23 protein-coding genes are annotated in these 23,228 nt (G+C 45.9%); 8 read left to right on the top strand and 15 right to left on the bottom strand.

Translation table 11 applies throughout. The features are described from left to right. Positions 1-179 precede the first annotated feature (179 nt). The 4 genes from CWM47_RS39470 to CWM47_RS31890 all read right to left on the bottom strand — a co-directional run bounded on the left by CWM47_RS39470 (position 180) and on the right by CWM47_RS31890 (position 2,478). On the bottom strand, positions 180-734 hold the full coding sequence (locus CWM47_RS39470) for a transposase (protein WP_240625555.1): 555 nt from the start codon (positions 732-734) through the stop codon (positions 180-182). Continuing rightward, complete coding sequence (locus tag CWM47_RS39870) at positions 709-840, bottom strand: hypothetical protein (protein WP_262511986.1); 132 nt, start codon at positions 838-840, stop codon at positions 709-711. The genes CWM47_RS39470 and CWM47_RS39870 overlap by 26 nt, the downstream gene beginning before the upstream one ends. A gap of 28 nt (positions 841-868) precedes the next feature. Next, positions 869-1,213: an IS110 family transposase gene (locus tag CWM47_RS39465; protein WP_262511985.1), complete on the bottom strand. Its 345-nt coding sequence runs from the start codon at positions 1,211-1,213 to the stop codon at positions 869-871. Positions 1,214-2,010: 797 nt separating this feature from the next. Beyond that, positions 2,011-2,478, bottom strand: a complete 468-nt coding sequence (locus tag CWM47_RS31890) for a low affinity iron permease family protein (protein ID WP_100992598.1) — start codon at positions 2,476-2,478, stop codon at positions 2,011-2,013. Positions 2,479-2,580: 102 nt separating this feature from the next. Here CWM47_RS31890 and CWM47_RS31885 point away from each other — a divergent pair, with 102 nt between their 5' ends. Both CWM47_RS31885 and CWM47_RS31880 read left to right on the top strand, forming a co-directional pair. Then, positions 2,581-3,024 carry a hypothetical protein gene (locus CWM47_RS31885; protein WP_100992597.1) on the top strand — a complete coding sequence of 148 codons (444 nt, stop codon included), beginning with the start codon at positions 2,581-2,583 and terminating at the stop codon, positions 3,022-3,024. A gap of 887 nt (positions 3,025-3,911) precedes the next feature. Beyond that, a complete protein-coding gene (locus CWM47_RS31880) occupies positions 3,912-4,391 on the top strand; it encodes a DUF892 family protein (RefSeq protein WP_100992596.1) in 480 nt (159 codons plus the stop codon). 190 nt (positions 4,392-4,581) lie between these two features. Here CWM47_RS31880 and CWM47_RS31875 read toward each other — a convergent pair whose 3' ends face one another. Beyond that, positions 4,582-5,394, bottom strand: a complete 813-nt coding sequence (locus CWM47_RS31875) for a class I SAM-dependent methyltransferase (RefSeq protein ID WP_100992595.1) — start codon at positions 5,392-5,394, stop codon at positions 4,582-4,584. A gap of 242 nt (positions 5,395-5,636) precedes the next feature. Between CWM47_RS31875 and CWM47_RS31870 the strand changes: the two genes are divergently transcribed. The 3 genes from CWM47_RS31870 to ltrA all read left to right on the top strand — a co-directional run bounded on the left by CWM47_RS31870 (position 5,637) and on the right by ltrA (position 8,470). Continuing rightward, positions 5,637-5,936, top strand: coding sequence for a transposase (locus CWM47_RS31870; RefSeq protein ID WP_100992594.1), 300 nt, complete (start codon positions 5,637-5,639; stop codon positions 5,934-5,936). A gap of 62 nt (positions 5,937-5,998) precedes the next feature. Continuing rightward, complete coding sequence (locus CWM47_RS31865; protein ID WP_157816107.1) at positions 5,999-6,355, top strand: IS3 family transposase; 357 nt, start codon at positions 5,999-6,001, stop codon at positions 6,353-6,355. A 387-nt stretch (positions 6,356-6,742) separates the two neighbouring features. Continuing rightward, on the top strand, positions 6,743-8,470 hold the full coding sequence (ltrA, locus tag CWM47_RS31860) for a group II intron reverse transcriptase/maturase (RefSeq protein ID WP_240625554.1): 1,728 nt from the start codon (positions 6,743-6,745) through the stop codon (positions 8,468-8,470). Between the two features lie 203 nt (positions 8,471-8,673). On the opposite strand, the gene CWM47_RS31855 is transcribed toward ltrA, so the two are convergent. The 3 genes from CWM47_RS31855 to CWM47_RS31845 are packed head-to-tail and all read right to left on the bottom strand — an operon-like array spanning position 8,674 to position 9,704. Beyond that, positions 8,674-9,018 carry a transposase gene (locus CWM47_RS31855; protein ID WP_100992592.1) on the bottom strand — a complete coding sequence of 115 codons (345 nt, stop codon included), beginning with the start codon at positions 9,016-9,018 and terminating at the stop codon, positions 8,674-8,676. Further along, positions 8,984-9,262: a hypothetical protein gene (locus tag CWM47_RS31850; RefSeq protein ID WP_100992591.1), complete on the bottom strand. Its 279-nt coding sequence runs from the start codon at positions 9,260-9,262 to the stop codon at positions 8,984-8,986. Before CWM47_RS31850 ends, CWM47_RS31855 begins: the two co-directional genes overlap by 35 nt. Positions 9,263-9,293: 31 nt before the next feature. Next, positions 9,294-9,704, bottom strand: a complete 411-nt coding sequence (locus tag CWM47_RS31845) for an IS110 family transposase (RefSeq protein WP_240625552.1) — start codon at positions 9,702-9,704, stop codon at positions 9,294-9,296. Between the two features lie 461 nt (positions 9,705-10,165). Between CWM47_RS31845 and CWM47_RS31840 the strand changes: the two genes are divergently transcribed. Continuing rightward, positions 10,166-10,399: an integrase core domain-containing protein gene (locus CWM47_RS31840; RefSeq protein WP_100992590.1), complete on the top strand. Its 234-nt coding sequence runs from the start codon at positions 10,166-10,168 to the stop codon at positions 10,397-10,399. A 589-nt stretch (positions 10,400-10,988) separates the two neighbouring features. Here CWM47_RS31840 and CWM47_RS31835 read toward each other — a convergent pair. Next, positions 10,989-12,080 (bottom strand): NAD(P)/FAD-dependent oxidoreductase, encoded by a 1,092-nt coding sequence (locus CWM47_RS31835; protein ID WP_100992589.1) that lies wholly within the window; start codon positions 12,078-12,080, stop codon positions 10,989-10,991. 704 nt (positions 12,081-12,784) lie between these two features. Here CWM47_RS31835 and CWM47_RS31830 point away from each other — a divergent pair. Next, positions 12,785-14,047: a phosphoadenosine phosphosulfate reductase domain-containing protein gene (locus tag CWM47_RS31830; RefSeq protein WP_240625550.1), complete on the top strand. Its 1,263-nt coding sequence runs from the start codon at positions 12,785-12,787 to the stop codon at positions 14,045-14,047. A 94-nt stretch (positions 14,048-14,141) separates the two neighbouring features. On the opposite strand, the gene CWM47_RS31825 is transcribed toward CWM47_RS31830, so the two are convergent. From CWM47_RS31825 to CWM47_RS31810, 6 genes are all read right to left on the bottom strand, one after another. Then, positions 14,142-14,615 carry a hypothetical protein gene (locus CWM47_RS31825; protein ID WP_100992588.1) on the bottom strand — a complete coding sequence of 158 codons (474 nt, stop codon included), beginning with the start codon at positions 14,613-14,615 and terminating at the stop codon, positions 14,142-14,144. A gap of 290 nt (positions 14,616-14,905) precedes the next feature. Continuing rightward, complete coding sequence (locus tag CWM47_RS31820; RefSeq protein WP_100992587.1) at positions 14,906-18,022, bottom strand: lantibiotic dehydratase; 3,117 nt, start codon at positions 18,020-18,022, stop codon at positions 14,906-14,908. 80 nt (positions 18,023-18,102) lie between these two features. Further along, complete coding sequence (locus tag CWM47_RS38405; protein ID WP_157627111.1) at positions 18,103-18,243, bottom strand: hypothetical protein; 141 nt, start codon at positions 18,241-18,243, stop codon at positions 18,103-18,105. Between the two features lie 148 nt (positions 18,244-18,391). Then, complete coding sequence (locus CWM47_RS39865; protein ID WP_262511984.1) at positions 18,392-18,523, bottom strand: hypothetical protein; 132 nt, start codon at positions 18,521-18,523, stop codon at positions 18,392-18,394. A gap of 104 nt (positions 18,524-18,627) precedes the next feature. Continuing rightward, a complete protein-coding gene (locus tag CWM47_RS31815; protein WP_100992586.1) occupies positions 18,628-19,395 on the bottom strand; it encodes a LytR/AlgR family response regulator transcription factor in 768 nt (255 codons plus the stop codon). Between the two features lie 4 nt (positions 19,396-19,399). Beyond that, on the bottom strand, positions 19,400-20,419 hold the full coding sequence (locus CWM47_RS31810; RefSeq protein WP_157816106.1) for a sensor histidine kinase: 1,020 nt from the start codon (positions 20,417-20,419) through the stop codon (positions 19,400-19,402). 287 nt (positions 20,420-20,706) lie between these two features. On the opposite strand from CWM47_RS31810, the gene CWM47_RS31805 reads away from it, so the two are divergent. Beyond that, entirely contained in the window at positions 20,707-23,193 is a 2,487-nt protein-coding gene (locus tag CWM47_RS31805; protein WP_100992584.1) for an outer membrane beta-barrel family protein, read from the top strand. Positions 23,194-23,228 lie beyond the last annotated feature (35 nt).

Raw genomic sequence — 23,228 nt, 5'->3', positions numbered from 1 at the left:
AAAGCAAGTTTTGCGTTAGGATTTTTTCAATATCTTTGCCTCATCCAAAAGACAACTCTGCCACGGTGGATTGATCCTGTGTAGTCCCGCTAGTCGGGACTATTTTTTTGTCACTCTGATCTGGCTGGCTAGTTAACGGAGCTTCCACTTCCGCCGGAGTCGACTGTTTTGGGACATACTTAGTTTGATGACGCCATAATGCATAAGCTAGTAGGAGTAATTTCTTTTGAAAAGCCACATAGGCTTTCATCGCTCCGGCGACCCGGTTTGGTATTGGTCTTTTGATAGACTCGTTCGTAAAGAGCTTGACAAGTTGGCTCCCCAGAGCGAACCGCATTGAAGGCGGGTAAATGAAGAATACGGCGGATACGGCTGTTGCCTTTTTTAGAGATCCGGGTTTTGCCTGACCGGTTGCCTGATTGATTTTCAATCACATCGTAGCCCGCATAACTCACCAATTGTCGTTGGTTAGCGAAGCCCTCAAACCCATTGGTTTCTGCAATCAAAACTGCCACCGATAAAAGTGCTAACCCCTTGATGGCCGTCAAGCGTTCAACCTGTTCTTTCAGAATAGCATCCTGCTCAATAAGTTGGTGAATGGCTGCCTCTAAAGACTCTAACTGTTGATCGTAGACGGCTAGTAGTTTTGCGTTCTGTTTTGTGATAAAATCATCGCCTATCACGCTGTAATCCAGGGCATGTTGCTGGTTACGGCACTTGGTTTTCCATCGCACCGGCGACCCGGTCCTGAAGCCGCTGATGCTGCCGGGTTAGCAAGCGTAAACTATAGATGCTTTTAGATAAAGGCTTCCATAGATTAAGTTGTTGTTCCAGACCCATTCGAGCCAATCCCTGGGCGTCAATTTTATCATTCTTGGACTTGTAGTCGCACCGGCGCCCCGGCTAAGCTTTTCAGGTAGTGTTTCGCCTTGTTAGGCAATAGAATACAAACCGACTGATCCCTTTGATGGAGGTGCCAGGCTACGGCCTCATGGTAGACGCCTGTCGACTCCATCACGTAGCGTAGCGGGAGGCCGTCCACTTTACGATGCTTGCTAACCCAGTGCTCTAAGTGAGCAAAAGCAAGCGGTTTGTTAGCCACTTTAGTCGACCCTTTGACGACGACTCGGCCATCAGTGTCGATCACCGACAGGCAGACTTGAAGCGACTCTTTACTGATGTCCAGTCCAACACAATAGCGTAGCTGTAGCATAGAAAAGGGGATAAAGAATGAATACGTTGGTTGACCGACGGCCTTCTCCCGCTGTTGCACATGAATGCCAGATCGTAACCAGAAGCTACGTCTATGGGTAATGTTGGAGCTACAGGGAAAAGACAAGCTAGCCAGAGCAACCAGCGGTGCAGTATCGTTGGGACGTACTATCGGCGGAACTCAGGGTGCTGGCTAGCTTTTTCAGACCTTACTCAAAAATTGTATTTTTTCTGATAAGATCAACTGAAAACAAAGATATGGACGGCGGACCGTGCCGAAGCGGGACCACTGGACCGCTATTTAAGTAGTAAGCAGCAATTGAAAAAGGAAAATTCTCACAAATCCCTCCTAAATGAGACTAGAAGATATAACCGGTCCGAAATTAGGGCGAAGAAACTGTAGAGTAAGTCCATGTGTCAGGGAACAGCGGGTAAACCTAAAAAGGTGATGACAATGGCCAGCCGTTAAATTTCCAAGCGGCCTTCGCCATCCCTTGGAAACGCTGCTTTCATAAACGATAAATTCAGTAAAAAGCACCTAAATTAGTTGTATAGCAGAATCCAGTTTTGTTTAACTTTTCGTTTAGGTGAACATAACGTAGGTGGCTGTTGCAAAAGTCCGTTAGCTGTTCAGGTTGTCAAGAAGCCAGCCAGACTAGGGACGATTTTGAGCTGGAAATCGCTGGTTGAAAACCAAAAAATAAGTCCTTATCTACTTTTGCAACAGCCACGTAGATTATATAACAAGTTTAGCGTAATGCCTGGCTAAGCGTCGAGCATCTGCACTAATGATATTCTTTACCTTGATCCTCGACGAACTCGATTGTTCTGTTGCTTCTCTTGATGTAGCTCATCAGCGATGTCTAACGAGTGAGTATCAGTCAGGCTATTATCCTGTTTGGCTTTGTCAGCTAGCCGACCAAAAAATTTATGAAGTGCCCGCAATTCTTCTTCCGATAAATCCTCCACATTGAGTAGCCGGTTGCTGGCTTCTGCGTGGGTAGTAATTAATTCGTTTAACTTAATCTGGGTAGCGAGTGAATCCTTATTCTGAGACTTTTGAATCAAAAACACCATTAAAAAGGTGATAATAGTTGTGCCAGTATTGATAACGAGTTGCCATGTATCAGAAAAGTTGAAGAGCGGGCCGCTAACAATCCAGACAACAATAACGGTCAGAGCCGTCAGAAAAGCCCATGAACTACCGGTTGCTTGTGTGACGGCGGATGCAAACCGCTCAAAGTACTGCGTGAATGACTTTTTCATATGTGATTAAATCGATTTGTTCTACTAATTTTTACTAACTCAACAAGTACCTACTTCTTTCCAAGATACCTTACTATAAGCTCACCTATACAACAATCTCAGATGAATGTATCATCCAAACTGAGTACTAGGTACATACTGTTTATTCCAGCTTATTGGGCTTGTTTGTTCGGTGAAATTATAACCATTGCTTATCAATCTAAAGAGTACTGGAATGGAGACTTAAAAAAGGCAAATGAAGGCAATCCAGTAGACGCCTTTTTAATGGCAATCCATGTTTCAGGCATCTTTTTAATTTCAGCTGCCTGGTTGATTATTATAGGGCTAATCGGTTCCTTTATACACTATAAGTACCTGAAGATCTTTATCCTTTTTGTCTTACTAGCTCATACTTGGGGAGCTTCGAGCTGGCTAAGTCAGAACTACGGTTTTTGGTCAGTGATGGTCTTTATTCTGTTTAATTCGGTCCTATTTGTCAAAACAGAAGAGTACCATTTGAGCACTTACAAAGCTTATATGCTGGATAAACGAATAGAAGATTTATAAGAAAACGTAGTCCCTACCCATTTTGCAACGTTTTCCTGATTCTGTGAAAGTCGAATAATATAAAGCGACTACTTAAAAAGTGCAACGCCTGGCTGCTTCGATAAACAGCCAGGCGTTGCACTTTCTCTATTTTGAGCGGTTGGCCATCTGTAAGGCTACCAGTTGCATAGCTCGGCCCATTGCAACATGTTCGGTACCTGCTTTGGCCTAAACCGTGACGCTCATGCCTTGGCCGACTAACTCCTTCTCACAAGCTGTTTTCTGACTCGAGCGAACCGTATAGAACCGGATCGCTCCCTCCACCTTAACCGCACCGAACTAAACAGATCTTCCATACCTACAAAAATACGAGTCTGCGACGCTGTTTAAGTGATTGAGGTTTCACCGCCCGGATGCCCGGCCCAAAGCCCCAGATTTTTCTGAGGCATGGACCACCCCAACTGTACCAGAGAAACTATACTACCAAAAAGTTAGGGCTTTAATAAATCTTTCCTGTTTAGAAAACCAATGGCTCCAAACAGGTATAAGACAATACATAGGGTGAATAAAATAGTCATTTTGCTCAAGCAATGGGTTAGACAGACAAAAATACTACTTTAATCAAATACTTTTTTCGGTAAACTTGAGGTGGTCTATGCCTCAGAAAAATCCCGTGGCCGTAGAACACGAAAAAGGGCTAATCTAAGAGAGGAGCCCTTTCAAACTTATGCTAAAAAGTTAGTTAGATAACAGCCCGTCAAAAAGTACAATGTCCAACCACTTAGCTAAGTAGGCGGACATATTTCCCCATTTATAACGACCAAACCCTAACTATTTACGCCCTATGAAGAGGCTTCGTTTCTATAATTAGTTGAGTGAGCGAGTCACAAACCACAAAGAAGTAGACCATGGAAAACGAGTCAATAAAAGAATTAATCAAACAAGGCCTGACCGCCTTGAAAGCCGGTAGTAAAGTGGCCGCTGCAGCCACCGACGAGATTCAAAACGACGTTCAAAACACGCAACTCAAAGACGCTCTTACTCAAGGGAATGAAACGTCTAAGCAATGGGTAAGCCGAATCGACCGGGCTCTGCAAGAAGCGGGTGGCGGAGACGAACAACAGAATCCGATTTTAGAAGCGCACTACGAAGTCAGCAAACGCATTCGCCAGCAGGCTCCTGATGGGGTGTCGCGTGATTTAGGCATCATTGCCTCGGGTCAATTAGCGCTCCACTACTGGATTGCGTCCTTTGGCACGCTGCGTACGTACGCAGCTCAAGCGGGCCTGAGTCAAACCGAGCAGGCGTTGCAGACTTCTTTGGAGGAGGCTAAACAAGCGGATGAGCAGCATACTCAAATTGCCAAGCAGATCATGGGCGCGAATTAACAAGCCACTTCGTCAAAAAGTACAACGCCTAGCTGCCTCGATAAACAGCTAGGCGTTGTACTTTTAAGGAGTCGTTCTATAACTACGATTATGTTAATAGATTATTGATAGAAACTCATAATAGCTTCAACAACTGTCTTCTTGTAAAAAATCAATTAGGTTTCCTTTACCAAAAGCTCTTACTGAATGTTCAACGTGTAACAGTTACCCGTAAGAAATTAACTACTATGGATGTTTTATTCTTGTCGACGCTTTTGTTCTGACTAGTAAACAAAACTTCTAATTCGTGCTGTAATTCCACTGCCTTACCATTTTTCTCAGCGGCTTCAAATGCATTCATGGTAGGGCCGTAATAGGTTTTGAACGTATTGACGTATTCTGATGGTGGATAAGAGGTGTTAAATGTAAACGTGTCTTTAAGGAAAGTTAGGTTTTCTTTGGCCACACCCGCTTGTTCAAAACGTTCAATTACATGGCTCTCTACACCCCATAACATGGGACTAAGGAAACCTTCTGGCGGTGGGGGTGTATAGGCAGAGCTGATCTTTAAGATTTGGGCTACTAGTGTAGGATCGCCCGGTATCCAGTTTCCCATCACTATTCGTCCACCTGGACGAGTAACACGAACCATTTCCCTAGCTACATCAAATGGCTTTGGCGCGAACATAGCCCCAAATATGCTCACGACCAGATCAAAACTCTGATCCTTCAACTCATGCAAATCGGTTGCATCTCCTTCTTGGAAAGTGCAATTGGTAAGTCCTTCCGCTTTTGCCCGAGCGTTGCCCGCTTCAACCAGATTGGAGGCAATATCAACGCCTAAGACAGTAGCGCCCAGTTTTGCTTCTGGTATGGCCGTGGTTCCATCACCACAACCCAGGTCAAGGACTTTAAGGCCTTCAGTGATACCAAGTTGGGCGACCAGTGCTGCACCGCTTTCCCGCATGGTTTGGGCAATTTGGGTGAAGTCCCCTTTTTCCCATAAAGCTTTGTTTGGATTCATCTTAGAACAGCGAATTGAACGTTAGAAACGGTCTTTAATGAAAACCAAGGCTACATACGTATGCCTAGCAAAAATGTTTTTGCTAGATTTTCTTTTGATGTAGACGATATTCATAGAAATAGAGTACCAATTAAGTAAGACCTATAATGCTATCTACGTACTATTTAGGCTACGGTAATTTTTCGTTGTATTGAGATGGTCTAATTAATCGGCACAGTGAACTTGTCTAATTTCGCAAGATCATGCAGCCTAAAAACAAACTCGTTAAACGTCGTAAATACGACGCTACTTTTAGAGCCGACGTGCTGAAAATGATTGCCAACGGACAAAGCGTGGCTTACGTGGCTCAAGCACTGGGTATTAGTGAAGCACTCATCTACAAATGGAAACAACGGATGAAAAGGGAAGAAAAACACCACCTTTCGAGTCCGGCTTCTGATGCACTACTTGAGAATCAGGTGCTACTACAGCGTATTAGTCAATTAGAAACAGAAAGCGAAATCTTAAAAAAAGCCTTAGCCATTATCAGCCGACAGACCTGAGATTACGCTATAAGCTGGTTCAAGAGTTGGCCTCTGAGTTTGCGGTTGAAACCCTATGCTCAGTGCTGAAAGTAAGTCGGACGGCTTACTATAGGTATCTACGGGGCGACAGTTATCAACTAACTTCTGAAAAAGCTGAGTACCAGCAGTTGGTCGAGCAGACTTTTGCTAAACATAAACGACGGTATGGCAGTCGACGCATTACGGCAGAGTTACAGGAAAAAGGCCATTCAGTAGGACGTTGTCAAGTTCGAACGCTGATGAAATTGGTTGGCTTACAGGCTATTCAACCTAAATCATTTGTACCACGAACCACGGATAGCACACATGGTAGAGGCTACTGGCCAAACTTATTGTTAAATCAGCCTTTACCGAAAGCTCCCAATTTAGTCTGGGTTAGCGACATTAGTGCGCCATGAAGACGCAGTTTTTTTTTGAAGACTGTGTCGGCTGATTGTTGACCGGCAGTTGTAATACTGCCCTATCCAACAAGGGAAGTTAGATAGAAGGGGGCTGCAAAGCTCGCTGGGTGCTGCCAAGCGGGTGTCATAAGCAGAGCAGCCTGAACTGTACCGGAGACAGGCCATTTCCTGTCGGCCGGGCTACCACCGAATCGATGATGAGACAACGAAGCATGTGCCGGAAGCCTCTGTACTTACTCACCAACCCTCGCCTTCAGAACTGGCTGAGAGGGAATCTGTGGCCTGAGCGGATCGGTCTTTATGTTGCTGATCCCAGAATGAGTCTAACTTATTCGATGATGGAGCTTCCCCTTAGCCATCATCCCGTACCACCAGGGGTAGAGCATGCCATCTAAGGATTCACAGGTCAACAATCGGAACATGGGAACTGGGGGTGATTCGCCTGTCAGGAAAACAGGCTATCGACAGCGACTCGGGAGGGGTCATTCTCAGGGCGGAGCCCGCGTAGTAGTCCGAGAACGGGAAAGCCGTTCACATGGCGAAGGCGGGCAGGGAATCGATACGCTTTCAAAGCCGGAGAAGCGAGCCATGGACTTGGCTCACCAGGCAGATTACGCCTGGGTACTCAGCGTGCAACGAAAACTGTATCAATGGAGTCAGACACATCCCACCGAAGCCTATCGGGAGTTATGGAACTGGTTAACAGACCTGCGTAACTTACGAGAAGCCTGGCGTCGCGTAGCTCAGAATAAGGGCAAACGCACACCAGGAATCGATGGGATGACCGTCGGAAGCATTCGCCAGCGCATTGGCGAAGCCCCCTTCTTAGCGACTCTTCAGCAGCAGTTACGGACTGGAAGTTATAAACCCAGTCCCTGCCGCCGGAAGTTGATCCCTAAAGCGGGTAAACCAGGGCAGTTCCGTCCACTGGGCATTCCGACGATTGCGGATCGGGTGGTGCAAAGCGCCATCAAACAAGTACTGGAACCCATTCTGGAAGCGCGTTTCTGGCATGTCTCCTATGGCTTTCGGCCGGGAAGAGGCTGCCATGGCGCCTTGGAGCATATTCGGATGAGTATGCGTCCCCGAAAGGTGAATAAACAGGATAACAAACGTCATGAGATGCCCTATCAATGGGTCATCGAAGGCGACATTCAAGCCTGTTTTGATCATATCGATCATCACCAATTGATGAACCGGATTCGGCAGCATTCGGATGACCGACGGGTAAACCAGTTACTGGTTCAGTTTTTAAAAGCAGGCATTCTGTCAGAGGAACAATTCCTGCGAACCGATGCAGGCACTCCGCAAGGAGGGATCGTTTCTCCGTTATTGGCCAATGTAGCTCTGGGCTTGATTGAAGAACGCTATGAACGATGGGTTAACCATCAGACAAAACGTCGCCAAAGTCGCCAGTGTGACGGCATCAAGGCGGCCTTGATGTCCCGAAGTGTGGATCGTCAGACGGGTCGGGCGGTTTACTTCCCCTTCCGGTACGCAGACGATTTTGTCATTTTGGTGAGTGGTACTCAAGAAAATGCACAAGCTGAGCGAGAGGTCCTCCAAAAGCTACTCCAAGAGAAAATGGGCTTAACGCTCTCTCCGGAAAAGACCAAGATCACCCCCCTAACCGAGGGCTTTGAGTTCTTAGGTCATCGAGTTAGCATGCGGTGGGACTATCGTTATGGCTGGACACCTCGGCTAGAAATACCCAAACAGAAAGCAGCGGACTTGCGCTATCGCATCAAACAGTTGACGGGCCGGGCTACGCTGGGTTGGTCACTGGATGAGTTACTTCAAAAACTGAACCCCATCCTGCGCGGTTGGGGCAACTTCTACAAGTATTGTACCGGTGCCAAGAAAATCCTGTCAAGCCTAGATTGGTATGGACGGGATCGTATTTGGCGATGGTTACGAAAGAAGTATCCCAAAGCCAATGCTCAACTGATTTTAAAACACCGTCAACCCAGTCAACTCCGACCTCGTTGGAAAGTTTGGCGGGGTCAGGCGGTGGAACACTATCAAATGGGTTGGCAGAAGGTAATGCACTATCGACGGGGGTGGATGAAACCGCCTGAGTTCATGATGGTTCCTGGAGAGCCGGATGCATAACGAAAGGTGCACGTCCGGTTCGGAGAGAGGGCAAGCGAAACCAGTAGTTGTGAAACTACTTAGGCGCGCTTGCTCTACTCTACCGTATCTGCCGCTGGTCAACGGTGAATGGGGCTACTTAGCCACTTGGATGGATTTATTTTCGCGTAAAGTAGTGGGCTGGCAGGTAGGTGAAACGATGGAACCGGGCCGATTTCTATGGATCAAACAAGGGCGGGCGTATAATTTTTGTTATATTTTTTGCCCCGTTTGACCACTGCATAGACCCGATGGATGAGTTTATTTCTTAGTGCGTTGATAACTAACATCTTATTCTTGCCTTCTTTGACTTTTCGCTGATAATACTCCTGTAATTCACCGGGCACTTGAAGAGCCGACATAGCCGCCATATGAAGTAAGGTTTTTAGTGATTTTCGAGCGTGATGATTCACGCGGGTCTTCCCCCGTACACTACTGCCCGAGGAGTGCTCGAAGGGAGCTACGCCCGCATGGCAAGCCAGCTTTTTGGGGTCATCAATAGCTTTGAACCGCACCGGCGGCCCGGTCATCACTGGCCAAGATTAATTCAGTGGCCACGACTTGACCAACACCGGGGATTGAAGTAACCAATTCAAAAAGCGCTTTCAAAGTAGGATCGTCAGTAATAAGCTGTTTGATTGCCTTTTCGACCCCTTTTAAATCACTTAGTAGCGCCTTTAGTGAGCTAGTGCAATGCTGACCTAGTTGGGTAGTCAGGGCTTTGTCACCAAATCGTTTTTGCTCGGCTAAAGGCACTCTCAACTGGCTGATCATACCTTGCAGACGCTGACGGAGTCGAGTAAATTCAGCCGCATGGGCGGTCCCACAGCTTTTTCATGACGGGTCGAGCAGGCTTCCAGAGCCGAGTCCGGTCTTGAAAGCGATAAGCGTACTCAGCAATCCGCTGAGCATCAATACTATCTGACTTGCCTCGTTGCAGTCCGCCAGCTTGTTTAATATGTAAAGAAGCTTCGAGCCAGATCGGTAACTGAGCCTGAAAAAACACGTCCAAGGCATGTGCGTTGTAAAGACCCGTGTGTTCCATACAAACCACGCAGTTTGAGCCATCAAAATCAGGGAGTGCCTGGAGTTGTTTGATCACGGCTCGGATAGCTGGGGGTGAATTTTCAGATTGAGTTTGCCAGATAATGCCTTTATTAGCATAGACCGCCCAATCGAGTGTATTTTTAGAAACCGCACGGGCGGCCCCGATCAATACCAATAAAGTGGCGAATGTCCATTGAAGTACTTAATTTTAGGATTAGACAATCAGACGCTTACTCATCACTCGCTACGCCACGGGGCGCCCCGCTTGCTAATGGGTCACAACACCCTAATTTCTATCGCTCCGGCGACCCGGTCGAGGTTAAGTAAGAAAGACCGAGCGGGACCTGAATCGGCCCATAGGTTGCGAGCCTGGCCGGAGACGCTAGGGAAGCCCGCTCGGTTGTCTGTCTGGCAAGCTACCTAAATCTTGGTTTCTTACCGGCCCTCAAACCTAAAGGCCGGAGCGGATGAATTGGTTGTGCTCCCATTACGTCGTGCCTTGCAGTTACGCCAGCCTACCGTGGGCCTGATTACCCATTCAGATCGAGGGGGCCAATATGTATCTGCAGCGTTAAAAGAGTTAATCCGGTTGTGGCACATTAGGCCCAGCATGAGTCGGGCCGCGCCACGGTGGCCGACGATCCTTACGACAATGCTTTTGCGGAGTCGTTATGGAGCCGCCTAAAGGCGGAATTACTGGAGGGTGGGGTCTTTCTGAGTATTGAGGATGCACGTACGGAAATCTTCGACTACATTGAGATTTATTATAACCGGGAGAGAAAGCATTCGTCGCTGGGTTATAAAAGCCCTGAGCAGTTTGAGCAGGAATACATTACAAATCTGACAAATTCAGTGTGCCGCTAAACCGGACCACCTCAAAAACCGGTTGACATAGCGTGACTAGTAGTCGGTCAACTCTTGGAGTAGTTCATCAAAATAAAATTAATTATGCAAATTGACTAAGAAAAGTGCCATTTTAAACAGTCAATTTGTCAAAAGGATGTGCATAGAATTGCCCCTCCCTCCTGGGCTATACAATGACAAATGAGTTAATCTTTTTAAGAACTAGTTGGTAAGCTAGGAAAATGTCGAATTCTCAAATAACGCTCGTGGCTGTTGCACAACTCCAACCAGACGGCAATAGGTTACTGCTAGCTTCTTATCAGCGCTATCTTGACCACTAAGAAACACATGATTTTGGCAGATCGAACCTTTATCGACCACAAGCAGGACTCTAATTGAGTTGTGCAACAGCCACGCTCCTTTCTTAACCAAGTGAAACCTCGTTTACCCAGTGTTCTTGGAAGGGCTTACTGGCTGATATACTGCGGTTACCTTAGCATTCTCCTTCCATCAAAAAGGAGCAACGAGCAATCAATAGGCGAGTTGGCGATGATTAGCCTGATTTAGTAGTGCTTATCCCCGCTTGGAATCCTTCATACCTAATAGGTATTCACCTCAAGTAAGAAAATCTGCCAGGACGATAAAAAGTTAGCAGAGCTTCCTCATGATCGCTTAGTAACTCGCTGGCTATCAGTCGGCCAACCACGGCTGCCAGCGTTACACCGGCATGCATCACGGACACGTAGAGTCCGTCGATGCTGCTGATGCGACCAATGATGGGGAGGCCGTCCGCAGGAATGGGTCGATTCCCTACCCTAACACTCGTTAAGGCCACTGACTCCGCATGATGCCACTGGGCTTTTATGGTGTCCAGGCTTCGTCGAGCTATCGCCTGAGGGTTGTTCTCGATAGAATCATCCAGATACTCTTCAACACACAGCGTCAGCGCAGGAGAAGCCGCCCGTAGTTCTAACGAAGGAGAAGAAACGATCCGGTTTACAAACGGACGGGCAGTATGGAACCCCACCAGTATAGCGGGCGAGTTGGTCAGGGGCAGGTGGACGGCCAGTGGCTGGCATAAGGCCGTTGCCTCCACCCCGTTGGCTAAGACAACCATGTCAGCGCTTATCATACCATGAGCCGTAAGCACCCCTGTAAGGCGGGAACCGCTTACCCGCAAGCTGACGACCTCATTCCCCAATTGACAGCTAACACCCGCCTGGCGAGCGGCTGTGATTAATCCGGATAAGGTCAGATGTGGATCTATTGCCCCTTCATCCTCTGCCCACATGGCCCGGAAAGGCACCTTTTTTAGATGGGGCTCCATCCGCTGAATGTATGGTTGATCGATCAGGCGTACCGCATAACCAGCCTCCATGAGCCTATTTGCCATACGCTCGGTTTCAGTGGGATCATCCCGCCAAGTCAACGCACCCGACCAGTTCAGCTTGAGTTGTCCCTTCAACTCCTCATCCAGTCGGTGCCAGTCCGGTATAGCTTGTTGTCTGAGGGTGATGTAGGCTTGCGGGGAGTCGGGGTTAACCGTAATCCAGCCGAACGAGTTGGCCGTTGCCCCATCTACTGGAGTGTGCGTTTTATCCAGTAAGGTAACTTGTGCCTGGCCCCGTTGTAAATGGTAGGCCAGGCTAGTCCCCATAATCCCTGCCCCAATCACCACAATATGAAGCTGTTTGCTGATCATCTAGTTTCACCTTTTCAATGATCAGTACCCGTCCCGTGTTATAAGAGTCGTGCTGGTTGAAGAAACCAGTCAAACCAGTTAACGCTGCTACAGACTCGGCGGCTTTCAAGGGACAATTTACCGGTTTTACGGCTAGTAGGGACAATTTAGTTGGATAGCTTTAGTGGATAGTCTTACCATGGCGCTGTAGAGAAGGGGCAATTTTATTCTTGTCAAATTTTACAGGTTATCACCATCACATGGCAATGGCTATACAGAGGCGAGATGCTAGTCAACTCATGTCTACAACCATTCTGAGCTTGAAAATCCTTGCAGCAGCCTTTTGTCAACGATTGCTGGTACCAAGAAGCCCCTCTTACTTAATCTCAGATAATGCTAAATTCCTGCTACAGCTTTCTAATAGGCGGGTCGTGAATTATCCGCTAAAAAGGCAAAAAACCAAGTGACGAATCTATTGACTACCCTGGGATTTGTAGATAAAACTCCTTATCCGTAACGGGCCAGGTAGCTGAACTGATTAGGCTTGCCCGAACGCATAGCGGAAAACTCAGCACCCACACGGCACGTAACAGACACTAAACACCACCAACACATTCAAAGCGATAAAGGGGAAAGGGCGGGGGTTATAGTGCTCATTAACAGCAGCTTAAGCCAGGAAATTCGGGGGGGGTATGCGTAAATTGATACAAGTAGCAAGCCCACTTATGAAAGCTAAATTACCTAGTTCATGTCAGACCCAGCTATTTGAAACCTTTGAGTTTTCTTCATCCCAAATCGGCCCAAAAGGTGGTGATATATCGGGATATGTCTTTCCTGGTGTTGCCTGCACTGACGAGGTTAGAGGGCTGATTACTCAGGATGCACCCGTTGCCATTGGCGTAAGCGGAGGAAAGGATTCGGGGGCGGCTGCACTTGCAACGGTTCAGTATCTGGATCAGATGGGACACAAAGGGCCCCGGCTGTTAATTCATTCGGATTTAGGCCGCGTGGAATGGGAACAGTCAATCCAAATCTGTGAAAAGCTGGCTCAGCAACTGGGCTTGGAGTTAGTGGTTGTTCAATGGAAACAGGGTGATATGGTTAATCGCTGGCAAAAACGTTGGCAGGATAATACACTCCGGTATGCGAATATTGACTTAGTGAAGGTGCTACTACCCTGGTCCACTTCCGGAATGCGATTTTGTACAAGTGAGCTTAAAACATCAATAATCAGTCAATACTTAACCACGCGTTTTCCGGGTCAGACCATCTTATCCGTAACGGGTATACGCCGTCAGGAGTCGAGAGAGCGACAAAAGAAACCGGTTGCCTCCTGGAGTAATGATTTAAGCCGTACCCCTCGTAATAGTCCGCCCACCGCTGGAATGAATTGGAATCCAATAATTGAGTGGAAGCATACGGACGTCTGGGCACTGCATCATCGCTATAATCTCCCAATCCATGAGGCATACACGGAGTATAGTATGAGCCGGGTTTCCTGCGCTTTCTGTATTCTGGCGAGTCAGACGGATCTACTCAACGCAGCGACGTATACCGGTAATCGGGTAGCTTACTCGTTACTGGTAGATTTAGAAATTGAATCGTCATTCAGTTTTAGAGAGGGGCACTGGCTTGCCGATATTAAACCCGCCTGGCTAACGGAGCCTCAAAGGGCTGGTTTGGTTGAAGCAAAACGGAAAAGTCGAGAGCGTCAACGAATCGAGGCGGCAATACCAGGTCATCTGCTTTACGAAAAAGGTTGGCCCGTGGTGATGCCCACGCCAGCAGAGGCCTGTTTATTGGCCTCAGTACGAAACCGGATAGCAGATCTGCTGGAGTTAGCCATTCACTACAACAAGCAGGCTACCATTCTTGATCGATACCAATTTCTAATGGCGGAGAAAGAGCGTAAGAAGGTGCAACAAAATGAATCTGTTGAAGCAATCAGCCACCATGGGCCTGAACTGCTAACTCCTTACATTATCTAATTTTAGTAAACTTGTTTGCCAATAAAACCAAAAAATATACCCGCGCTGTAGTAGTGCGCGGGTATATTCATTCTAGGCAATATTAATTAAGTTCTTATTGTTCCTGTACGCTATCAAGTCTACCATCTCCGAACTTTTCCAGTTGAGCACTTAGTAATTCTAAAGCACAAAGTAGTATTGTGACTTCGTAGCTAGCCAGTAGTTTTTCCTGGCCACACTGATTCACAATGTGTTTAGCGCTACTGATTTCAGTCGCTATTGTTTCCAGAACTAAATCATCGCAACATTCTAAATTGATTAAGTCATAGCCAGGAAGAGCCTCGCCAGAATCATCCTGGCTGGCCAGTTCCATCTCAATACGAAAAATCTGCAAGCCGCTTCGAAGCAGAATGGCCTGAAGCGAACTCAAACGATTTGTTAGTCGTAACCCATTCAGACGTTCTTGCGCGTATTCAAACAGAATTTGCAGCTGTGAATCAGCAATGACAGAAGACAGGCGCTGATACGTCAAAAATTGATCATGAAGCTGTGATTCACTTTTAGGGATAACGGAAGGATAAAGAGACATGACTCGGGTCATTTATAGGTTACCGAAAGTAAGTTTTACAGCCCTAAGTTGCTATGAAAAAAGAAATAGCAGAAATAAAGTGGGCCAACTACGATAAAAGTTGGCCGGGGGGTGAATTTCGATTCAAAACGGGGTTTTGCGGGGGTGAAATTGATTCTGTCACGTACAAAATACTGGTAAAAGCCAAAGGTTCTAGACTGAATAAGCAGATCTTTAGCCTATTTTAGATGACTTATGCAGGCCGCAATGAATTGATTACCAATTTATTGCCTACTAAATATGGCAATAAATTACTTCGCAAAAACCAATTTTTGTTTCGCTAACGTTGCGGCATAATACCGAGCTAAGAAATGGTAGGTCACCATTTCATGCTGTCGGTTTTGACCCGTAAATATTCGGGTTAAACTCATGTGATTATGGTGCATTAACCAGTCCCACAGCGCATTAGGATCCGGTCGACTCTCAAAATAGGTCTGAACGTAAGTTACCTGGTTGTGAATGCTGCCGCTCCGTGTATGAAACAGAGGTGCCAAATCGCGCATCCCCTCAATTAGCGAAGCTTCCCAGGATCGGTAGGTATCATTAAGTTTACGTTTAACTTCTTTGACTGAGCCGTGTTCCTGCCAAAATGCCTGTTGCAGTTTAGTGCTTAGAAATCCCCGAAGTTCCATCGACAGGCCAAAATCGGCGTATAACTGATCAATACTACTCATCGCTAACGTGTAGCGTTCGAGTTCATCGGGTTGTTCTGTTTGCTGCAGAAACTGGAGCATCAGTTGACTATCTGCCGCAAAAATGGCCTCGCTATAAGTTATCAAATCCGGGTTATACCGTTCAAGTTCTCGTTGATAGGTATCAATCTGGTACCGTTCAATTAGCCCAGAATCCAAAAAGGGTGAAAGACAGCCGGGGAGAAGCTTAAAGATCGCATCTGTCTTAGCCGGATCACATAAAAGCCGAATCCGGAGATGGTACCCAGGATCGGTATAGCGGATAAAAAACAATTGTGAACTCCAACCCTGCCGTTGAACTTGTTCCCAAAAGGGCAAGATCGCTTTCAAGAGCACTTCATCACTGGCTAGTTCCTGACAGTATACTTTGACATAGAACCATTTTTGCCCAGGAAAGTAATTGCGTCTAATGGCCGTAAGCTGGGGTAATTTGCTAGAGTTGACAGGACTATTTGCCGTTCGAAAAGGAATAATAAATTCAGATTCATACCGGTTATTCCCCTCGCTTACCCACTGTTCCAATTGATCACCCAGCCATTCGTAGAGAAGCACAATTCGTTTGTGTAATGCGTCGAGTAAAATAGTTTGAGCGGGGACAAACTCCAGATCGAGTAGCAGTTTATTATCACCCTCAATCAATAGAACATAACGAGGTAGTTTATAAAGCGTTCGCAGATCATCAATAGTAGCGGATTGACCCTTCGAGGAGGCAATCCGGTCAAGCGTCCACTGAGCGGGAGCAATAATTAGATTTTTATACACTAGTCTGGGTAAAAAGGGCATCTGTTCAAAATGCCCCCAACTCCAGAAATGCACGTTACTTTCTGCCTGCTGCAGGTGAGCCATAAACTGGTAAACTTCATCACCGCGTAGGGAGTTATGGGCGGTACTATGGCGGGGCCGTACGCGCTTTCCGGTCGGTTTGTGCGTCAGAATAACCTGATCATCAACCCCTACGCTTACGTACAAATCCGCTAGCAACAGGGTGTGCGGGCCATTCACCGAGGAAGGGTTAAGGTAGGGTATTTCATAAGGCCGAAGCACTGGCCGGATAATTAAGTTACCTGTACTGGTTGATTTAGTCGGTAAATGGACAAATTCAGCCAGTATATCGTTCGGAAACTGCGCCTGTTCCCAGACGCACATACGGTGCACCTGGTCTGAGAGTTCGGGATCTCCCAAACAGAATCGACCCAGGAGCGAAGAAGGGCTATTGCCTATACTAGGATTGACCAGAAACGACCAATTGGACGATGGGTCCGCTCCGGCAGCTTTGATGGTTTTTTCCTTGCTCCGGAACATTTCACCGTGTACAAACCAGCAGGGTGGTAACGGCAACGGAGCTTTACGTTCCCGAAGCCAATCTATATCCGTCTTGGTAAGGCGTAGTTCATGGTTTTCCCCGAATAAATATCGTTTATACAGACTTTTTCTGAATTCATCCAGATCAGCAGGTAATGTGCTTACCAAAGTCGATTTCTTGTTAACATGCGCCAGTTCGGTTAGTAGAGGATACTTGGCTAATTCGTCAGAATTGTATCCGATGCCAATCTCGGGATCCAGGACTTCGAGCAACGCTACACTTTGGTGACCGTACCGTTCTTTAAACTGAGACTGAAATTGTTGAAAAGGTGGATTTATAGTCGATTGAATTAAGGGAAGAACCTCGTTAAACTGGTGAGCAATCGATTGAACCAGTGACTTATCCAAGGATAATATCGCTGGTTTAAAATAAAGATCAGTCTGAATCAATGATTTTGGTGCTTTGGCGCCTGGATTCGTTTGAATCGCTAGCTTAGCCAACATATGCTGAGCGCTGAACAGGTTTTGAAGAGTCAGCGCCGGAGTAAGCCGCTGAAGGGCTGCCTGAAGCTTCCCGGTCCACTGGTCAACCTGTTCCAGGTGCTCTATTGGCATTAACTGCTCCAGAAGCGATTCATGCAGATTACGCCCCGTTACAGCCAATTGTAAATTACTAGTCAATACCTGGGCCTCAATCAATGCATCGATAATATCGGAAGATAGTTCAACACCTTGAGCCAGTTTAAGGAGTTGATCGTACGTATCAAATCGGGTTGGTGAGAGCTTGGTTAATAGGCCTTCCAATTGAGGACTGCTTTCGACGGAAGATAAAATAATCCTGGTATCATCTCCATCGTAAACAGCCTCCGCGTACCTGAAAGAATCGACCGCTTTATAAACACTATTGTTGAGTCGATAGGTCAGGTAGGGACGAAGTTGAGGTTGCACGTCTAAAGCGTGAACAATACCGATTAAAACCGATGCATCCGGCCGGCTGTAAGGTTGCCAGGGGGTCGGGCCAAAGCTGATCACTGATTCAGTAGTGAGCGTGCCCACTGCAGTACCCGCAAATAAACCAAAGGGCGTTGATCGACTGAAGAGTCTAAATACGTACCGCCAAAGGGCTTGTGCTACCGCCTGCCCCGGTTGCTTACCTGATTCCAGGGCTGAGAACCAACTGGTGTATAAGCTAGGAGATGCCAAATATAAGGCTTCTTTAAACCAGGATAGCTGCAAAATAGGCTCAAGCAGGACGTAGCTATCAGGCGTTGGTGACGTTGCCAGAAATTCATCAATCTTCTCGCGTAGGTAGGTGATTGGCTTCTGAGCTACCCGCAGGCAAAAAAAGTCAAAGTGAGTAAATACAGGGTCCATAAGTAGCAAAAGGTCTACAAAAAATCCCGCTTAATCGAGGACTAAGCGGGATTTTTTGTAGGTAAAAAAGCTAAGCAAATTTAATCGTAGGTATTAACACTACCCGTTGAATTACCGCCAACTGCTTTTGGATTATTGCAGCCCTTAATGCGGGTCATCCTTGAATTAAGCTTCTTTTTACCAAGAAGTTGTTGAGCTGAAAAGGGCATTACTTTTTCCATAGGATCAATACGAATTAGGTTTCAACAGTAGTAAAAGTAATAAATTTCCATTTTTGTTACCAAACTATCTGCTGGTAATCATACGAAAAGTACTTATACCATCCTTAAACCCCATATTCCTCAGTTATCAGCTAACAACCTTACGTCCTCAGGCAATTGTGTTGACAATCGTTGAGCCTGAAATAATTCGCCCATCGCCTTTAGGTATGGTTTGGCGGCTGGCAATCTGACGCTTCACCAGTCTGAAGCCTACTTCCGGTTGAGTTCGACTTTTTTTCATAATCACTTTGCTTTTTTTGATTGCAAGTAGAAGAAAAATCATGCTGCACACCTTAAAAAGTTGGCGAATTTGAAGAATAGTTGGTTAGTTGGCGAATTAAAGGTTCAAATCGAACTCGTCAGGTACCCGAAAAAATCTTTAATGTACGATTTGTAACTAGAACCGATTGGTAAGTCATGACCTGAAGCCAATCTGACACTAGTTGAGGTAACTTTTTTAACCTGGTTGATTTTGACTACGTAACTACGATTGATTTGCACAAACTCTGTATTACCAAGCAAGGAGGCAAGCTCCTTCATCGTGACTTTAGTTATAAGGCTATTCTTGGCTGCATTCAGGAGGTGAATTTTTACGTAATTATCGGCTGATTCTAAATAAATGATTGATTCAATGGGAATGTCTTTATCAACCCGATCCACTTTGACGGTTAAAATCCGCGAAGACTTCTCAATGTGGGATTCCTGGATGCCGGCATCAAAATCGGATCGTTTAACACCCATCTGCAGCTCTACCTTTTGAACAGCATCCGAAAACTCTTTGTAATCGAACGGTTTGGTTAGGTAATCGACAACGGCGAATTTAATGCCTTTGATTGCATACTCGTACTTTTTATAGGCCGTCGTTATAATTACCAGCGGAACGGGCTTGGGAAGCATTTCCAGTAAGTCAAAACCTGAAAACCGGGGCATTTGTACGTCAAGCAGCAGTAAGTCAGGCTTCTTTGTCACGCATAACTGATTCGCTTCCTGAGCGTTCGACGCTACACCAACCAGCGTCAGGCTTGGCGTTGACTCAACAAAATCCAGCATCAATTCCTGGGCAGACGGCTCATTTTCTACTATCAGACATTTAATCTTAGGGACGATGTTCATATATTTAAGCCCGGTTTAAAGGGATACTTAATTGAAGATGATACTCATTTTGCGGCTCACTAACCAGTAATGTGTATTTATCCTTAAAAAGATAATCCATGCGCTTTCTGGCATTCTTCAAACCAAGCCCTCCTACTTTAGGTAGTTGTTTAACTGCCGGCAACCCATCCGCAGGCTCATCGCTGGCGACGTAATTTGTTACTTCCGCTTCAAGGCAATCCTTATGTTCGTTAATGCTTATTTTAATGCGCACCCAACCTTCCGAATAGCTGTTATCGATGCCGTGTTTAAACGCATTTTCAATAAAGGTGATCAACAACAGGGGGGGCACTAAATAATTGCTTGGATTGCCTTCGAGGGTAAGTTCTATGCGCTCTGGTGAGAAAATACGCGTTTTTTCAATATCTATGTAATTACGAATAAACGTTAACTCGCCTGAAAGGGGCACAAAAAGATCACTTGTTTCGTAGAGTGTATAGCGCATTAACTTCGATAAATTTCCTAGTAACGAAGCCGCACGCTTATTGGTTGAGTGAATCTGTGCGTATATATTATTAAAGACATTAAACAGAAAATGCGGATTGATTTGCTCCTTGAGCGTTTTGAACTGATCTTCCAGCAATTGCTGATTTACCTGCACTACCTGTAGTTGGTCCGCGATCAGCATCTTATTTTTTTCTGTTGCTGAAATTCCATCATAGCCATAAGCGATGGATAACCGAATGATACGGAGAAGCAGTGGTAACAACACGTAAGACACGTTAAAGCCCGAAACAACCGTATAAATAAAAAATTCGCCCTTGACGATTTCTGTCAGCCAGCCGATTGGTCCCGTCTTCTCCAAAAACGTCCATACACGCGTTACGTAGGGGGGAGGGGGCGTAAAATGATGAAAAGCGTAGTCAAATGACCAGTAATCCATGATGTTAAACAGGCATAGCATGGTAAACCAGCAACCTGCCACATAGGCCACATTGGCGAGTAAAATTTCATTTTTCCACCGTAAAGCCAGTAAGGACCTCATAAATGACGGAACAACTCTATAACCTACTATGTAAAAAGCTAATAGCGTACTTACCATGTGGACGCCCGCAACAAACACTAACAGGTTTGTCGATGCAGGCTCGTCCGGTGAAGGCTGTAGCTGTTTTTTAAAGGCAAAAAAGGATGTTGAAAAATTGTAAACCCAGAAGATGATATGGCAGACAATTCGCAGCCAGTTCCAGGCTCTTTTGGGCAGGTAAACCTGAGGCCCATCCGAAAATAACAATTTTGTAGTAGTTTTAAAGTTGAAATGCAGCATAAATTAATATGATAAATTTTAAATTAAGCCGAACACGCCAATTAGACCTCATCATCTTCATTCTGCTGATGAGTGTGTCGGTTTGTCGTGTTAATGCACAAAAAACAGGGGATGCAACCGATACTACAATTGTGCCAGTAAAGATACTATATGGCACTTTAAAAAACATGCAGGGTGAGTTCGTATCGAATGCGTTAGTAACCCTTTTAAAAAAAGATTCCAGCCTGGTTAAAGCAACGTTCTCAGACGAGAGAGGGGCCTTTAGTATTCGTTACAGCACACAGGACACGCTCCAGCTCATCATTTCACACCTCAGTTTTTTACCCCTGCAGCAACTCCTTATAAGGTCCGATTCGGTAGCCCCCGTTCCGATGAATGTAACGTTACAACCCAAGTCTGTTTCGCTAAGTGAAGTTACCATCAAAGTTAAAAAGCCACTATTTGAATTAAACGGAGACCGTATACTCGTAAATCTGGAAGATAATCCCGCTTATGCCGGTCGGAACACATTTGATGCGCTGGGAGCAGCTCCCCGTCTGACGATAGACCCTATTTCCAAGTCCATTAGCTTAGACGGCAAAACGGGATTAGTGCTGTATGTAAATGGAAAGCAACTCTATTCGACACCCAGCGAGAGTATAGCTTACCTTCAAACGTTACCCGCGGCTAACGTAGTAAAAATTGAAATATTGACATCTCCACCGGCAAAGTACGACGCAGCTGGCGCTGGTGTTATCCTGATCCAAACCAAGAATATGATCAAGGAAGGATTAACGGGAGAACTTAGTGTGACCGGGGGAGCCGGCCGCTATGTAAAAAGTAACGCATCACTTTCCCTTGGTTTACAGACCAAAAAGCTTCAAGCCGCTTTATTTTTTGCCCCGAATTATCAACCGACCTATTACAGCTGGCAACGGCAGCAGACGCTGTTTAACGCCAATAGAGCGGATGGCTATTCATCGGGCAGTCAGTTTAATTACGTGGATCGCTTTGGTCAACTACTACGGACCAGCCTGGATTGGACGGTTAGTAAAAATACGGTGATTGGCAGCGTGCTTCAAGGATCCCACAATAACGAAACGCAAAATCCGGTAGCATCGCTCGATTACCGGCTCTCCTCGCCAAACGCGCCCCTAATGCATATCGATGCACAGAACCAATTGCAGCAAAAAACGTGGAATCTGGCGGCTAACCTTAATTTTCGTACCAACTTTACCAGCACCAGGTTGCTGACGGGTGATATTGATATTGCCAGCTATGATGACAAGTACCGATCTATCGCTCTGTTTAATGAGCGGGAAAATAACGTACCGTCTACCGAATTATTTAATATAAACTATCCAAACCGGGTCACCATTAAAACGGCTAAAATCGACTATCAATCTTCCTTCATGAAAAAAGGCAGTTTTGAAACGGGCGTAAAATACAGCACGATTTTAATGAATAATCAACCGTTTGTAAATACCCTTACAGATGGTTTTTTGGATGTAAAAGCTAAACTTGCCAACGGGTTTCACTACCAGGAAAACACCAGCTCGGCTTACAGTAATCTGTCGTTCAGCGTAAAGAAAGTCAATGTTTCAGCCGGATTACGGCTTGAGCACACTAGCTATGATGGCCGTTCAACAAGTAACGAAGCCGTTTCCCGAAATTATACCAACCTATTTCCCTCCTTATCTCTAAATTATCGAAGTAAGAGCGAATATGGTATAAGCGTATCCGCGAATCGTCGTATCGTCCGCCCGGCCTTTGACTTACTTAATCCTGCTTACCTCTATTTCGATCCCCTAACCCTTTATACGGGCAATCCACTGTTAATCCCGCAGTACACGACAACCGTTCAAACTACGCTGACAACTCCTAAACGCTTGAGTTTAACCCTACTGCACTATGAAACGCAAAACAGAATTACTGAAGTCGTTTATCGAATTGATTCAATCCAAGCCACTACATTAAATACGAACATAAACTTTGCCTGGGAGCGCCGCTGGTCAATGACGCTTTCTTACCCATTTACTATCAAAACTGGTTGGCAGTTGCAAGCCGCAGTAACGGCGCATAACACGCGCTATTATTCTAATTACAATGATATTGATGTCTATACAAGTCAATCAACGGCCATTCTTAGGATTTTTAATACATTTAAAACAAAGTATTTTACGGCAAATCTTAATTTCATTGGTCGAACCAGAGCCGTCATCGGGTATTTCCGATACGATCCCCTATGGAATATAGACGCCGGAGTACAAAGGTCAGTAGGGGAACGAGGTTCACTTAAGCTGGCCGCTACGGATATATTTCATACAGCGATCATAAAAAATCATGGCGTTTACCTAAACAACCGAATTGATTTTGCGCATCGATACGAAAGCCAGCAGATTTTGCTGACCTACACCTACCGTCTCGGAAATTTAAAAGCCAAAAGCGTGGAGGAACGCTCTTTTGGCTCCCAGACTGAACAGGACCGTTTGCAGGGAAACGGAACACGCAAATAGTTACCTTCCCGCTTGCAGGGGTATATACGCTTAAT

Origin of the sequence: Spirosoma pollinicola, assembly GCF_002831565.1 — a bacterium.
In the GTDB taxonomy this organism is placed as follows: domain Bacteria; phylum Bacteroidota; class Bacteroidia; order Cytophagales; family Spirosomataceae; genus Spirosoma; species Spirosoma pollinicola.
The sequence above is the reverse complement of the archived record's forward strand: the minus strand, read 5'-3'. Positions and strand labels throughout refer to the sequence as shown.

Excerpts from the sequence above, each read along its gene's own strand:
- CWM47_RS31815 (WP_100992586.1), bottom strand. The coding sequence starts at position 19,395 with ATGAACATCGTCCCTAAGATTAAATGTCTGATAGTAGAAAATGAGCCG.
- CWM47_RS31880 (WP_100992596.1), top strand. The coding sequence starts at position 3,912 with ATGGAAAACGAGTCAATAAAAGAATTAATCAAACAAGGCCTGACCGCC.
- ltrA (WP_240625554.1), top strand. The coding sequence starts at position 6,743 with ATGCCATCTAAGGATTCACAGGTCAACAATCGGAACATGGGAACTGGG.
- CWM47_RS31830 (WP_240625550.1), top strand. The coding sequence starts at position 12,785 with ATGAAAGCTAAATTACCTAGTTCATGTCAGACCCAGCTATTTGAAACC.
- CWM47_RS31810 (WP_157816106.1), bottom strand. The coding sequence starts at position 20,419 with ATGAGGTCCTTACTGGCTTTACGGTGGAAAAATGAAATTTTACTCGCC.
- CWM47_RS31820 (WP_100992587.1), bottom strand. The coding sequence starts at position 18,022 with ATGGACCCTGTATTTACTCACTTTGACTTTTTTTGCCTGCGGGTAGCT.
- CWM47_RS31850 (WP_100992591.1), bottom strand. The coding sequence starts at position 9,262 with ATGATCAGCCAGTTGAGAGTGCCTTTAGCCGAGCAAAAACGATTTGGT.
- CWM47_RS31885 (WP_100992597.1), top strand. The coding sequence starts at position 2,581 with ATGAATGTATCATCCAAACTGAGTACTAGGTACATACTGTTTATTCCA.
- CWM47_RS31825 (WP_100992588.1), bottom strand. The coding sequence starts at position 14,615 with ATGTCTCTTTATCCTTCCGTTATCCCTAAAAGTGAATCACAGCTTCAT.
- CWM47_RS38405 (WP_157627111.1), bottom strand. The coding sequence starts at position 18,243 with ATGGAAAAAGTAATGCCCTTTTCAGCTCAACAACTTCTTGGTAAAAAG.
- CWM47_RS39465 (WP_262511985.1), bottom strand. The coding sequence starts at position 1,213 with ATGCTACAGCTACGCTATTGTGTTGGACTGGACATCAGTAAAGAGTCG.
- CWM47_RS31870 (WP_100992594.1), top strand. The coding sequence starts at position 5,637 with ATGCAGCCTAAAAACAAACTCGTTAAACGTCGTAAATACGACGCTACT.
- CWM47_RS31835 (WP_100992589.1), bottom strand. The coding sequence starts at position 12,080 with ATGATCAGCAAACAGCTTCATATTGTGGTGATTGGGGCAGGGATTATG.
- CWM47_RS39865 (WP_262511984.1), bottom strand. The coding sequence starts at position 18,523 with ATGAAAAAAAGTCGAACTCAACCGGAAGTAGGCTTCAGACTGGTGAAG.
- CWM47_RS31855 (WP_100992592.1), bottom strand. The coding sequence starts at position 9,018 with ATGACCGGGCCGCCGGTGCGGTTCAAAGCTATTGATGACCCCAAAAAG.
- CWM47_RS31805 (WP_100992584.1), top strand. The coding sequence starts at position 20,707 with ATGATAAATTTTAAATTAAGCCGAACACGCCAATTAGACCTCATCATC.
- CWM47_RS31890 (WP_100992598.1), bottom strand. The coding sequence starts at position 2,478 with ATGAAAAAGTCATTCACGCAGTACTTTGAGCGGTTTGCATCCGCCGTC.
- CWM47_RS31875 (WP_100992595.1), bottom strand. The coding sequence starts at position 5,394 with ATGAATCCAAACAAAGCTTTATGGGAAAAAGGGGACTTCACCCAAATT.
- CWM47_RS39870 (WP_262511986.1), bottom strand. The coding sequence starts at position 840 with ATGGGTCTGGAACAACAACTTAATCTATGGAAGCCTTTATCTAAAAGC.